Here is a 13,052-nt window from a genome sequence, read left to right on the forward strand (position 1 = left end):
GTTTTAAAGCCCTGTAAAATTTCAGAAAATATGATCCCGGGAGTAAGCATAACCGAAATCCTCACCCTCACCTCCATCCTGTTCTTTATTGGGGTGTACGGGTTCATTACCAGGAAGAACCTCATCTCGATCCTTATCTCTGTGGAATTGATCCTGAATTCTTCTGTGGTAAACTTTGTAGTGATCAACAAATACCTCTATCCTGAAATGCTTCAGGGCATGGTGTATTCCATTTTCATCATAGCGGTGGCCGCGGCAGAGACCGCTCTGGCAGTGGCCATCATAATCAACATCTACAGGCGACTGAGTTCTGTGGAAGTCAGGGAAACTGAAACAATGAAGTATTAAACTTTTGATGACATGAACTTAATCAACCTTATTCTGATTCCTGCGATCCCCCTGGCTGTGTTCCTGGTACTGGGGATCTTCAGCCATAAAATAAAACCCGCGGTTTCGGGCGTGGTGGGTGTCGCCGGTCTGGCTACCTCTACCCTGCTCTCCTTTTACACTGCCTGGCAGTATTTCTTCGTGCTGGGCAAGCTTGACGGCGTCTACCAGACCTTTGTAGAAAAGATCACCTGGATGCAGTTCACAGAAAGCCTTCATATAGATATGGGGGTCCTTATAGATCCTATTTCAGTAATGATGTTGATCGTGGTCTCTACCATTTCCCTTATGGTACATATCTACAGCAGGGGTTACATGAAAGGAGATGACGGCTACACCCGCTTCTTCGCTTATCTTTCATTGTTCACCTTCTCCATGTACGGACTGGTGCTGGCCACGAACCTTTTCCAGATCTACATTTTCTGGGAATTGGTGGGAGTTTCATCATTCCTGCTGATAGGTTACTACTACACCAAAACTTCGGCCATAGCGGCGGCCAAAAAAGCCTTTATCGTGACCCGCTTTGCCGACTTCGGATTTTTGATAGGGATCTTCATCATCGGGTTCTACACCAATACTTTTGACTTTCAAACTTTGAACGATCCCCAAGGACCCGCGATCCTTACCTGGGCATCATCTTCGTTCATGGGACTTTCTGTGATCACCTGGGCATTGATTCTCATCTTTATGGGAGGTGCCGGAAAATCAGCTATGTTCCCGTTGCACATCTGGCTGCCCGATGCCATGGAAGGGCCTACCCCTGTTTCGGCACTTATTCACGCTGCGACTATGGTTGTGGCCGGGGTATACCTGGTGGCCCGTCTGTTCCCAATGTTTTACATGGTCGAGGACGGCTTCGCCCTCAACATCGTGGCCTATGTAGGTGCATTTTCTGCACTGTTCGCCGCGATCATCGCCATCACCCAGACAGATATCAAACGTGTCCTGGCATTTTCCACCATGTCCCAGCTTGGGTACATGATGATGTCTTTAGGAGTTTCCGGGTTTGATGGACACGAAGGGGTAGGTTATATGGCTTCCATGTTCCACCTGTTCACCCATGCCATGTTCAAGGCTTTGCTGTTCCTTGGTGCAGGTTCGGTCATCCATGCTGTTCACAGCAATTACCTGAAAGACATGGGCGGCCTCAGAAAATACATGCCGGTCACCAACATCACCTTTTTGATTGCGGCTCTTGCCATTGCCGGGGTACCGCCACTGGCAGGCTTCTGGAGTAAGGATGAGATCCTGGTGGCAGCATATGAAAATAGCCAGTTCCTCTACGGAATCGGAGTTTTCGTCGCCGGATTGACCGCTTTTTATATGTTCAGGATCTACTTCGGAATTTTCTGGGGCAAGGAAACCAATTACAAACACGCCCCTCATGAATCTCCGTTTTCCATGACCCTTCCCCTAATGATCCTTGCGATCTTGAGCATTGGGGCTGGTTTTATCCCTTTCAGCGAATTCGTAACGGCCGATAAAGCCGGTTTTGCTACCCATATTAATCTTGAACTGGCAGCAATTGCTATTGTTGCAGGGCTGCTGGGAATTGTTCTGGCCTGGATCTTTTATAAAAAGGAAAATGACCTGGCTTTCCGCTTTTCAAATGCCTTCGGGAGGTTTTATACCTGGACCAGCCATAAATTCTATTTTGACGAGATCTACCTTTTCATTGCCCGCAGGATCTTCTTCCAGAGTGTGGCTGCCCCAATCGCGAAATTCGATAAGAAGATCGTGGATGGCACCATGGAAGGCATAGGAAATCAAACGGTTGTTGTTTCGAGAAAGATCAAGGGCATGCAATCGGGGAAAGTGCAGGATTACGCTTTCGGCTTTATAGGTGGGGTGGTCATCCTGGCACTGGTATTCATTTATATATGGACTAATTAACGAACGATCATGGATATTTTATCACTTTTTGTCATACTTCCGGTGCTCACAGTGATCGCACTGGGATTCACAAAAGACCTGAAACAGGCTCGTATTCTCTCCATGATAGGAGGGCTGGTGCAGCTTGGAATGGCAATAAACCTGCTTTTCTCCTATTTTAGAGAAAGAGCGGTCAATGACAGCATCATGCTGTTCACCCGCGATGTGGTGTGGTTCGAACAGTTCAACATTCATTATAACATAGGGGTTGATGGCATCTCTGTTGCCCTGATCCTGCTAACCTCTATTATCGTACTTGCCGGAGTTTTCATCTCCTGGAAAATGGAAGAACTTCCCAAGGAATTCTTTATTTCCCTGATCGTACTTTCCACAGGAGTGTATGGGTTCTTTATCTCTATAGACCTGTTCACCATGTTCGTATTCTATGAGATTGCGGTCATCCCGATGTATCTTTTGATAGGCATCTGGGGTTCAGGCCCAAAAGAATATTCGGCCATGAAATTGACGCTGATGCTGATGGGAGCTTCTGCAGTATTGATGGTTGGGATCCTGGGAATCTATTTTAACTCAAATGCAGATGGAGGCGCACTGACCTTTAACATCCTTGAGATCGCAAAAGTGAACATTCCGTTCGAAGCTCAGAAACTGTTCTTCCCGCTAACCTTTATTGGCTTTGCGATCCTGGGAGCTTTATTCCCCTTCCACACCTGGTCGCCAGACGGGCATGCTTCGGCACCAACCGCCGTTTCCATGCTGCACGCCGGGGTCTTGATGAAACTGGGAGGATACGGGATATTCAGAGTGGCCATGTACCTGCTTCCGGAAGGAGCAATAGAATGGAGCTGGTTCTTCATCATCCTTTCAGCCATCGGGGTCATCTACGGTGCTTTTGCGGCCCTGAGACAAACCGACCTGAAATACATCAATGCATACGCCTCTGTTAGCCACCTGGGAATGGTAAGTTTTGCACTGCTTATGCTGAACAAGACCGCCTGGAACGGAGCTATTTTACAATCCCTGTCCCACGGCTTCATGACTGCCCTTTTCTTCGCGTTGATCGGGATGATCTACGGAAGGACGCACACCCGTGACATCACAAAATTGGGAGGGCTGCTGAAGGTGATTCCCTTCATCTCGGTCATCTATGTGGTCGCCGGAATGGCACTTTTGGGACTTCCGGGCTTCAGCGGATTTGTCGCGGAAATGAACATTTTCATGGGAGCTTTTCAGCATGACAGCATGTTCTACAGGATAGTAACCATAATATCCATATCGGCAATAGTGGTCACCGCGGTCTACGTTTTAAGAGTAGTGGGAATAATGCTGATGGGACCTGTAAAAAATGAAGCCTATACTAAGCTTGCGGGGGTAACCTGGTATGAAAGAACGGGAATCCTTCTGCTGCTGATTCCGATTATTGGCATTGGAGTGGCTCCATTATGGATAAGCAACATGATCATGGAAAGCATTCAACCCTTCATTCAGGGAGTGTTATAATAATTAAAGAGGAGAAAAATGGAACTTAACAGTTTTTTACTGATGCGGCACGAGATCTTACTTTTTTCGATCATCCTGCTCTTATTGATCGCTGAACTATTCCTGCCCCGGAATAAAAAAAGCAGCATGATACACCTGGCTTTGGTCTTCTTCGGAATTCATACGGCAGTGGGGTTTCTTCCGCTGGCTGAAGGCAGCCTTTTTGGAGGCATGTTCCGAAGCAATGAAATGATACATTTTTTCAAAGGAGTGCTGAACATAGGAGTTTTTACCTTATTACTGCAGTCGGCCCAATGGTTGGAAAAGAACATGCTGAAACAGGATCGTGGAACTGAATTTTTCCTCCTGTTGTTCGCTTCCCTGCTGGGCATGTATTTTATGATCTCTGCAGGTGATTTCCTTATGTTCTACATCGGTCTCGAACTCTCTACGCTTCCGGTAGCAGCCTTGGCGGCTTTTGAGATCATGAAGAGAGAATCGGGGGAAGCAGCCGTTAAGTTCATACTTTCCGCAGCACTGGCTTCGGGAGTATCATTGTTTGGTATTTCCATGCTTTATGCTACCAATGGCTCGATCTACTTTGAAGATATCATGTCTACCTTGACCGCAACTAATCTCACCTTATTAGGGTTTATCCTGTTCTTTGCGGGATTGGCCTTTAAAATTTCACTGGTGCCTTTCCATTTCTGGACTGCAGACGTGTACCAGGGAGCGCCAATAAGCATAGCGTCTTACCTGTCTGTGATCTCAAAAGGTGCGGCTGCCTTCATTTTAATGATCTTGCTGTTCACGGTTCTCAAACCGCTTATGCATGTATGGGAGCCGCTGTTGTACATCCTGGCCCTGGCCACCATGTTCACGGGTAACCTTTTCGCGCTAAGGCAGCAGAACATGAAAAGGTTTTTGGCCTATTCCTCTATCGCGCAGGCCGGTTTCATCCTGCTTGGGCTGGTCACGGGAACGCAACTGGGGACCGCAACCGTGGTCTACTTTGTCACCATTTATATCTTTTCTAATCTTGCCGCTTTTGGGGTGGTACAGGCCATTTCCTCACAGACCGGAAAAGAAAATATGAAAGATTACGAAGGACTTTACCGCACCAACCCAAAACTAAGCCTGGTGATGATGCTAGCCTTATTTTCATTAGCGGGAATACCTCCTGTGGCAGGTTTCTTCGGAAAGTTCTTCCTGTTTACCGCAGCCGCCAGCAAAGGCTACTATTTACTGGTATTCCTGGCCGTAGTGAACGTTACCATATCCCTATACTACTACCTGCTGGTAATAAGAGCCATGTTCCTAAGAAAAGGGGAAAACCCGATCCCGTTCTTTAAAAGCAAGATCTATATGAAACTTGGCCTTTTCATCGCGGTAATGGGGATGTTGGCGTTGGGATTATACAGCCCGCTTTACGATTATATTTATGAATTAAGTGCAGCTTTTAATTAGAAGATCATGGCATTAGATGGCAAACATACATTCGGAAGTATTGGAGACACAAGGGTAAGCTTTGTAGAAAAGAAGATCGACGAGCCCAGAAAAGAGTTTCTAAAAGAGCTTTTAGAGTTCAATGGTTTTGAAGTGATCATTGAAGAGGAAAAAAGAAAAAGCGAAGAAGAATCTCAGCTATATACTTTAGGGGTTACAGACATGACTTTTAACCCGGTGATCTGGGTTTATGAGCGTAAACTCAAGACCTTTAACGGACGCAAAGTGACAGCTGACTACTGGAACCAGGTTTCTACCGAAACAGCACCACAATACTGGCAAAAGAGAAGATAATTGTTTTTAGTTTAAGTTTAGGATGCCCTGTGAAAACAGGTTAAACCCCTCAGAGAGATCTGCAGGGGTTTTATTATTTTTTACTTTGCAGGGAAGTCAGCTTATCTCGTGGGATGGGAGCCGGCACGGCATTTTGTATGGGTTCGGTACTTTGCAGGTAAGCGAACATGGCTTGAAGGTCTTCATCAGAAAGATGAGCATAAGCCGGCCACGGCATTGGCGGAAGCATATCTCTGCCATTCTCCATTCCTTTATATTTCCCTTTCCGGATCGCCGTTTCAAATTGTTTATAGCTCCAGTTTCCTATGCCCGTTTCATCTGAGGTAAGATTGGCCGCGAAGGAAACTCCCCACGGACCTACCGCGGCCGTTAAGTCTCCCGAAAAAAGGATCCATCCATTCTCAAGAACCTTTTGATCAATGGCAGGCAATTCCTGGCCCTGTTGATAGCCTGATAATTTTAGTTCTGGGATCTCTTCCGGCCCCCGCCCACTGATCCTCTTAGGAGAATGACAATCTGCACAACCAATGCTGGTCACAAGATATTTCCCTCTTTTCAACAGGTCTTCCTGGCCTGCATCTGTCTTGACCTCCTGCAGTGCTGTACTGTCGGGAGTTTTAGCGTAATTCTTTTCCTGGCATCCGCTTAAGATGAAGGGTATTGACAGGAGGAAAATGTAAAGTAGATCTTTTTCCTTTAAAAGCCGGTGATTTGATTGGTTAATCGTTCCCATAAAAAAGCCTTTTAATATATAATTACCTGATAATAAATATATTAAAAATATAGAGCCGTATTGAGAACAATTAAAAATCAGGGAATTCCCTAATTACTTTTTCAGATCTGAATTAATTGATAGTTACTCCACCATCGGGATCAAACCCCGTAGCCCCATATCCACAACTTTCTCTCCCAGGTCCACATCCCATTTCCCGTTGCCGTTAGTATCTTCCCATTCAAAACTTTTGTTGACAGAAAGGGACATGTTGATCACCACATCTTCGGTCTCCTCTCTTGTGATTACGAGAGGTGTCCTGAACTCACCCGTCACCACACAAGAACCGGGAGGAACGGCAGAGGTTTCAGATATAGGATTGGGAACAGTGGTTGCTCCTTCGGGAGCCTGTCCGTCCAGCACTCCGTAAGGATGCTCAAAAGCCCAGTATCCCTGTAGTCGGGTATCGTTCACTGCTACTGTCTCGTCCTTCACCTTAAAATCTTCTATGTAGGTGTTAAAACCAACAAAACTGGCTACGGTTCCGGAAAAACTTTGTCCCTGGTAATTGTATTCCACATCGTAGTTTTGGTATGACAGGGAAAGCCTTACCCATTCATAACTTCCGGCAGGTAATTCCTGCAAAGGGATCTTGAGATAAGTTTCTCCCGGCGCGGTCACTATAGCTTCAGAAAAATCAATGACAGTGGTTCCTTCAATATCTTTTTCAGCACCATGATACAAAACGGCACCTTCTCCCAGTTGTGTCCATTTATTGGGTGCGAATTCCACGTAATGAGAAGAGATCTTGTGGAAGACAGGGTCCTGGGCAGCATGACCTTCAGGAATATCTGCGGAATTCCCGGCATTTCCCAGGCGCAGCTGTGTAGGATCAACATTAAGTTTAATGATCAAAAAAGGGGAGTCCTGACCTGTTTTGCTTTCTTCACTGCAGGATACAGTGGTGAATAAAAGACTCAAACCGGCTAAAAGTAGAGGGATCTTTCTCATGGACCTTAATTTTCACGGCGCATTTGCACCAGGACGTTAGTAAAAGGCCGAAAGTACTCAAATTTTCTTATTAGCGGCAGCCGGATTATGGATTGCGAACAAATCTCAGCCGATCGCGATCAACACTCACCACGAAACTTCCTCCAGTAAATTCAGGGATGAGATCGTCATCTACATGCACATGGGAATCTTCCCACTTAATTTCAGCCTGTTTGATCCGCATTGAAAAAACCAGGTCCTTCAGGTCATCTTCGCCTGCCTGCCTCAAGAGCATTTTTTCCAGATATTCCATCAATTCTTCTCTTTTTTCATCGGGAATAAGCACCAGGTCGAAATAACCGTCGCCGGGATCGGCCTTGGAAGCCAGTTCAAAATTAGGTCCTATGTACTGAATGTTCATCACTTCCAGCAACAGGAAGCGACCGGTGATACTAATGCCGGAAGTTTTTATAGTAGCCTGTTGGGCTTTAAAGTCTTTTACGATCTTAAGCAACCTCTTTAGGGTGTAGTGTAGTTCTTCATTTGCCGTTCCAACTTCCACAGGATTTTCTTTCATCTCCGCTATGAGTGCTGGAAACAAACCTGCCCCCACTCCTTCAAGAAAAGAATCCTGACCGGGCAAGCCTTTTACCCTTCCCACATCAAATTTTTGAAGCTGTTTGGAAGAATCAAAGGCATGAAGCTTATAAGGAGAAACCACATCCAGAGTTTTTGCGATATTGTTTGCCGTACCCAGCGGAAGGATATGTATAGGCGTCCTGGGATCCTGGTATTTACTGTGGAGCAGCACAGTAGCCAGTTTATGCACGGTACCGTCTCCCCCTGCTAAAAAAATAAGGTCGGATTTGTTTTTATCGAAATCCTCCCAGCCTTCCTCATCGGTAGAAACATACTTCACCTTGGAGAAATGGCCCTGCTGTACGAATTTCTCTACTTCTTCTTGTCTGTGCTCATCTTTTCCTGCAGTAGGGTTATGTACGATTTGTGCTTTCATCTTCAAGCTTTTTTCAAATTTAAACATAGACAGAAATTTTTCCTTCTGATTAACACATACTTATGACTGTACATTGCAAATGTTCTGAGGAATGTTAAAACAAGAATAATTTTGGGTTAATCCGAAGAAACAGGTCCGGCATTGAGCGGTAAATTTTGTATTTTAAAAGTTAGCTGAAAAAAATTAGATTATGAAGATATTAGTGACAAATGACGACGGAATATACAGCCCTGGCCTTATGGGCCTGGCAAAAGCGGCAGCCCAGTACGGCGAAGTGATTGTTATGGCTCCCGATGTGGAACAGTCTTCAATGGGGCAGGCCATAACTTCGGGCAAGCCCATCACCTACAAAACCTCTCCCATACATTTCGAAGGCATTGAGGCATATCGGGTAAGCGGTACACCCGCCGATTGTGTAGCCTTGGGAACTCACCTTTTTGAAGATATAGACCTCGTACTCTCAGGGATTAACATTGGTTCCAACCTGGGAAATTCTGCCTGGCACTCCGGAACCCTTTCCGCAGCAAGACAGGCGGTCTTATTTGGCATAAGAGGTATTGCCTTCAGCGTTTCTGTAGGGGAAAGTGAGCCCGATTTTGAAGCCTTGGACCCCTATGTAAAGGATGCTTTAAAAGAAGTGGTGCATGAGTATGACAGGGAACTCTTAAATGTCAATCTTCCGCGGCAACCCGAAGGAGAGATCGTCTGGACCACCCAGTCCATTAGACATTATGATGGCAAGGTGATCGATCAAAAAGATCCCATGGGCCGCCAGCATTACTGGTTCACCGTGATCCCTATTGAAGAGGTGGAAGAAGGGTCTGACCGCTGGGCCATAAGAAATGGCAAAACGAGTATCACCCCTATGATCCTGGATCTTACCGACAAAAAATATTTGAAGGAACGGGAAAAACAGGAATCTGATTAATTCCTTCCGAATAAAATTAAATCCAGTAGAGGCAGGACTGAAAAGTTGTGCCTCTTTTTTGTGAAAAGCCCGAAAAGCCTTGAGGCACCTTCCCCTTTGATTTTAAGCAGTTTGCCCACTAGGATTTCCCTCGTCACGCCTCCTAAAGTCGGCTGCTCGGGATAAACTTCTCGCCCTAAATTAATTCCATAAAAAAACCCAAACCTTTCGGTTTGGGTTTAAGCAGTTGGCCCACTAGGGCTCGAACCTAGACTCTTCTGGACCAAAACCAGACGTGTTGCCAGTTACACCATGGGCCATTGCTTGAATGCGGATGCAAATTTAAAACAAACTTTGGCTTGAACAAATATTTTTAAATAAAAAATTCAACTTTTTCCATCCCTTTTCAGGGCGCTGTGGGCAACTTCCTGTTTTTCAGAAAAAAATAAATATGCTGACTCCTGAAAAAAATTATAGAGCAATTCGCCGGGTCAAAATTTGTCCTGCAGGTTCTTTTGTCCGGTAAGCGTTCCTATTCTATATTTATTCTTAAATTCGCCACAGTTCTCAATAACACCACTTATGACAGATCTTAACTTTACCAGATTAAATAAAATTCTGGGTTGGTTGGTTTTTCTTATCGCTCTTACAACTTACTGGTTAACAGTCGAGCCCACGGCCAGCTTTTGGGATGCGGGAGAATATATCTCTACCTCGTCAAAACTTGAAGTGGGTCATCCGCCCGGTGCACCTCTTTACCAGATGATGGGCGCCTTCTTTTCTATTTTCGCCGGTGAATCTTCCCAGATCGCTTACATGGTCAACCTCATGTCTGTCTTTGCCAGTGCTTTTACCATTCTGTTCATGTTCTGGTCGATAGTGTTGTTATTGCTGAAGATCACAGGGCCTGCTGAAAAAATATCAGCCTCCAAAAAAATGACGGTTTTAGGTAGTGCTTTGGTTGGATCCCTGGCCTTTTCATTCACCGACAGTTTCTGGTTCAACGCCGTTGAAGCTGAAGTTTACGCCATGGCCGCCCTTCTCATGTCCGTTTTGTTTTACCTCGGTCTTTTGTGGGAACGCGATATGTTCGCGCCACGCGGAAACCGCTGGGTCATCTTGATCTCGTTGATTATAGGGCTTTCCTTTGGGGTGCATTTCATGGGACTACTCACCATTCCGGCCATTGGTTTTCTTTACTACTTCAAGAACTTTTCAAAGATTACGGTCAAGAACTTCATTATCGCCAACCTGGTAGTAGTGGCCGTATTGTTGTTCATCTTTAAAATGCTGCTGCCGTATAGTTTGAGCCTTTTCTCGGCCACGGAAGTATTCTTTGTGAACTCCCTGGGAATGCCGTTTCATTCCGGTACCATCTTTACCGCCCTGGTGTTGATCGCCGCTTTTTACTATGGAATAAGATACACCCGAAAAAAACATTTTTACCAGCTTAACACCCTGCTGCTATGCATTCTGTTCATCTTCATTGGATTTTCAAGCTGGCTGATGCTGCCTATTCGCGCCAACGCCAATACGGTTATTAACGAGAACAACCCGAGCAACGCAAGAGAACTTTTGGCGTATTATAACCGGGAACAATATCCCGAAACCCACCTTTTTTACGGACCACAGTTCACTGAGATCTACAGCGGACTTGATGAGGATACTCCTTACATTGACGACAAGCCAAAATATGAAATGGATTATGAGAAAGGAAAATATGTGATCGTTAATGAATACAAAAATGCCAAGCAGAATACAGATGATGACCACAAGGCAATTCTGCCGCGTATGTGGAGTACAGAACATGCGGCCAATTACATGGATTTTACCGGCCCTATCGACTTCACGGTAAAACCAGAATATCAAAGCGAAGAACAGTTGCTCAATGCAGTGAACAACTTCAGGCAACGCTATAATCGCGGTGAGATCGATAATCAGCAGTATGATGCTTTCCTGAAGCAGTTCCGTCAGTATCTTGACGTGGACAAACCTTCTTTCGCCTCCAACATCAATTATCTTTTTGAATACCAGATAGGATATATGTACTGGCGCTATTTCATGTGGAACTTTGTTGGCCGGCAGGATGATATACAGGGGAAATATAATGACCAGCACGGAAACTGGCTTAGCGGCATTGAATTCATTGATGAAATGCGCCTGGGCTCTCAGGATGAACTGCCAAGCGATGTAAAGAACAACAAGGCAAGGAATACCTATTACTTCCTGCCTCTCCTTCTTGGTCTGCTGGGATTGGTCTTCCAGTTCACAAAAGACAAGAAGAACTTTTGGGTGTTGTTAGTGTTTTTCTTGTTCACCGGGATCGCCTTGAAAATATACCTTAACGAAAGACCTTTTGAACCAAGAGAAAGAGATTACGCTCTGGTAGGCTCCTTCTATGTTTTTGCCATTTGGATCGGGTTCGGGGTATATGCCCTGTTCGAGATCGTAAAAGATTATTTGAGTCCAAAGATCGCGGCACCTGTTGTGGTTGCCGCCTCTCTACTGGCAGCACCGGTAATACTGGCTTCAGAGAACTGGGATGATCATGACCGTTCCGGAAGATATACTGCACTGGCCATGGCAAAAATGTACCTGGACAGTCTTGATGAAAATGCAATTTTATTCACCATTGGAGACAACGACACCTTCGCCCTTTGGTATGCCCAGCAGATTGAAGGCTACCGTACAGATGTGAGGATCGTCAACACCAGTCTTTTCGCTACCGACTGGTACATTGACCAGATGAAGTCAAAGGCGTGGGAAAGTGATCCCATCCCCGGCCAGCTGGTCCACGAACAATACAGCTACGGTACGAATGATGCCGTTTGGTTCCAGCCCATAACCAAAGACACTATGCAGATCAAGAACTGGCTTAACTGGATCGCCAGCGATGATCCTCGAACTCAGGCCGAACTGATGAGCGGACAAATGGTGAATACCTTCCCTACCAAGCACATCCGCATTCCGGTGGACAAGGAAAATGTTCTGGAATATGGCATCGTGGACCCTGAAAATGCCGATGAGATCGTTGACCATATAGATATTGAGCTTGAAGGTGACATCTTGTATAAGAACCGGCTTCTAATGCTTGACATCATTGCTAACAATGAATGGAAAAGGCCTATTTATTTTACCGGCGGAAGTTTTGGAGATGACGATTACCTGTGGATGAAAGATTACCTGCAGCTGGATGGAGTAGCTTACAAGCTGGTACCTATCCATACGCCTGTCAATCCACAGAATCCATTTGATATGGGCCGTATTGACACTGAGAAGATGTACGATATTGTGATGAACTGGTACTGGGGCAATTCAGGTTCACCAGATATCTACCACGACCCTGAAACCCGTAAAAATGCCATTACCTACCGCAGCAACCTTGCCCGCCTGGTGGAAGCACTGTTACAGGAAGGAAAGCTGGAAAAGGCCGAAAATGTGCTTGACCTGGCTATGGAAAAAATGCCGGTAGAATATTTTGAATATTACACACTTTTAGAGCCTTTCATCACCGGCTATTACGAAGTGGGTAAAACCGAAAAAGCCCGTGAACTTTGGGAACAGGTAGCTACAAAATATCAGGAAAACCTGAACTATTACAGCACTCTCGACCTGGAAAGGCAAATTAACCGCGGCACAGAGATCGTCACTGATATTGAACGCTACAGAAGCCTCGTAGACCTGCTCATCATCAATGACGAGGAGGAAATTGCACGGGAAAAGGCCAGGGAATTCAATGAGTATTTGCAGATGTTCCAGCATTTCTACGGAAGCCCTCAAGCGCCCGAAGAAGTACGATCCCAACTTCAGGAGGAGCAGATCCCGGAGGAGGTGGTTGACAGCCTTGAATAAGACACAGGAAAGTCCGTTTG

Annotated in this window: 10 protein-coding genes and 1 tRNA gene; 7 read left to right on the forward strand and 4 right to left on the reverse strand. The window is 45.6% G+C overall.

The genetic code is table 11. The features are described 5' to 3' along the window. Nucleotides 1-30: 30 nt before the first annotated feature. From nuoK to BLS64_RS00810, 5 genes are read left to right on the forward strand one after another with little or no spacing between them, the layout of a single operon-like run. Nucleotides 31-348, forward strand: coding sequence for an NADH-quinone oxidoreductase subunit NuoK (gene nuoK / locus BLS64_RS00790; RefSeq protein ID WP_093110777.1), 318 nt, complete (start codon nucleotides 31-33; stop codon nucleotides 346-348). A 12-nt stretch (nucleotides 349-360) separates the two neighbouring features. Then, nucleotides 361-2,280, forward strand: a complete 1,920-nt coding sequence (gene nuoL, locus BLS64_RS00795) for an NADH-quinone oxidoreductase subunit L (RefSeq protein ID WP_093110779.1) — start codon at nucleotides 361-363, stop codon at nucleotides 2,278-2,280. Between the two features lie 9 nt (nucleotides 2,281-2,289). Continuing rightward, nucleotides 2,290-3,777: a complex I subunit 4 family protein gene (locus tag BLS64_RS00800; RefSeq protein ID WP_093110781.1), complete on the forward strand. Its 1,488-nt coding sequence runs from the start codon at nucleotides 2,290-2,292 to the stop codon at nucleotides 3,775-3,777. A gap of 18 nt (nucleotides 3,778-3,795) precedes the next feature. Next, nucleotides 3,796-5,223 carry an NADH-quinone oxidoreductase subunit N gene (locus tag BLS64_RS00805; RefSeq protein ID WP_093110783.1) on the forward strand — a complete coding sequence of 476 codons (1,428 nt, stop codon included), beginning with the start codon at nucleotides 3,796-3,798 and terminating at the stop codon, nucleotides 5,221-5,223. A gap of 6 nt (nucleotides 5,224-5,229) precedes the next feature. Continuing rightward, nucleotides 5,230-5,556 carry a hypothetical protein gene (locus BLS64_RS00810; protein WP_093110785.1) on the forward strand — a complete coding sequence of 109 codons (327 nt, stop codon included), beginning with the start codon at nucleotides 5,230-5,232 and terminating at the stop codon, nucleotides 5,554-5,556. A 73-nt stretch (nucleotides 5,557-5,629) separates the two neighbouring features. Here BLS64_RS00810 and BLS64_RS00815 read toward each other — a convergent pair whose 3' ends face one another. The 3 genes from BLS64_RS00815 to BLS64_RS00825 form a co-directional block, all read right to left on the reverse strand. Beyond that, nucleotides 5,630-6,289 (reverse strand): c-type cytochrome, encoded by a 660-nt coding sequence (locus BLS64_RS00815; RefSeq protein ID WP_093110787.1) that lies wholly within the window; start codon nucleotides 6,287-6,289, stop codon nucleotides 5,630-5,632. Between the two features lie 123 nt (nucleotides 6,290-6,412). Further along, the gene (locus BLS64_RS00820) at nucleotides 6,413-7,279 is read right to left on the reverse strand and encodes a hypothetical protein (RefSeq protein WP_093110789.1); all 867 of its coding nucleotides are present in this window, start codon (nucleotides 7,277-7,279) and stop codon (nucleotides 6,413-6,415) included. An 85-nt stretch (nucleotides 7,280-7,364) separates the two neighbouring features. Next, entirely contained in the window at nucleotides 7,365-8,273 is a 909-nt protein-coding gene (locus tag BLS64_RS00825) for a diacylglycerol/lipid kinase family protein (protein ID WP_176763400.1), read from the reverse strand. Nucleotides 8,274-8,463: 190 nt separating this feature from the next. On the opposite strand from BLS64_RS00825, the gene surE reads away from it, so the two are divergent. Beyond that, nucleotides 8,464-9,201 (forward strand): 5'/3'-nucleotidase SurE, encoded by a 738-nt coding sequence (gene surE / locus BLS64_RS00830; RefSeq protein WP_093110793.1) that lies wholly within the window; start codon nucleotides 8,464-8,466, stop codon nucleotides 9,199-9,201. Nucleotides 9,202-9,427: 226 nt separating this feature from the next. On the opposite strand, the gene BLS64_RS00835 is transcribed toward surE, so the two are convergent. Next, nucleotides 9,428-9,500: transfer RNA gene (locus tag BLS64_RS00835), tRNA-Gln, on the reverse strand. 262 nt (nucleotides 9,501-9,762) lie between these two features. Here BLS64_RS00835 and BLS64_RS00840 point away from each other — a divergent pair. Beyond that, nucleotides 9,763-13,032, forward strand: a complete 3,270-nt coding sequence (locus BLS64_RS00840) for a protein O-mannosyl-transferase family (protein ID WP_093110795.1) — start codon at nucleotides 9,763-9,765, stop codon at nucleotides 13,030-13,032. Nucleotides 13,033-13,052: the final 20 nt, after the last annotated feature.

It is taken from the genome of Salinimicrobium catena, from assembly GCF_900102915.1.
Lineage (GTDB): Bacteria > Bacteroidota > Bacteroidia > Flavobacteriales > Flavobacteriaceae > Salinimicrobium > Salinimicrobium catena.

Bases quoted from the DNA above. Each gene is read 5' to 3' on its own strand.
- BLS64_RS00800 (WP_093110781.1), top strand. From the start codon at position 2,290: ATGGATATTTTATCACTTTTTGTCATACTTCCGGTGCTCACAGTGATC.
- nuoL (WP_093110779.1), top strand. From the start codon at position 361: ATGAACTTAATCAACCTTATTCTGATTCCTGCGATCCCCCTGGCTGTG.
- BLS64_RS00805 (WP_093110783.1), top strand. From the start codon at position 3,796: ATGGAACTTAACAGTTTTTTACTGATGCGGCACGAGATCTTACTTTTT.
- BLS64_RS00820 (WP_093110789.1), bottom strand. From the start codon at position 7,279: ATGAGAAAGATCCCTCTACTTTTAGCCGGTTTGAGTCTTTTATTCACC.
- BLS64_RS00815 (WP_093110787.1), bottom strand. From the start codon at position 6,289: ATGGGAACGATTAACCAATCAAATCACCGGCTTTTAAAGGAAAAAGAT.
- BLS64_RS00840 (WP_093110795.1), top strand. From the start codon at position 9,763: ATGACAGATCTTAACTTTACCAGATTAAATAAAATTCTGGGTTGGTTG.
- nuoK (WP_093110777.1), top strand. From the start codon at position 31: ATGATCCCGGGAGTAAGCATAACCGAAATCCTCACCCTCACCTCCATC.
- BLS64_RS00825 (WP_176763400.1), bottom strand. From the start codon at position 8,273: ATGAAAGCACAAATCGTACATAACCCTACTGCAGGAAAAGATGAGCAC.
- surE (WP_093110793.1), top strand. From the start codon at position 8,464: ATGAAGATATTAGTGACAAATGACGACGGAATATACAGCCCTGGCCTT.
- BLS64_RS00810 (WP_093110785.1), top strand. From the start codon at position 5,230: ATGGCATTAGATGGCAAACATACATTCGGAAGTATTGGAGACACAAGG.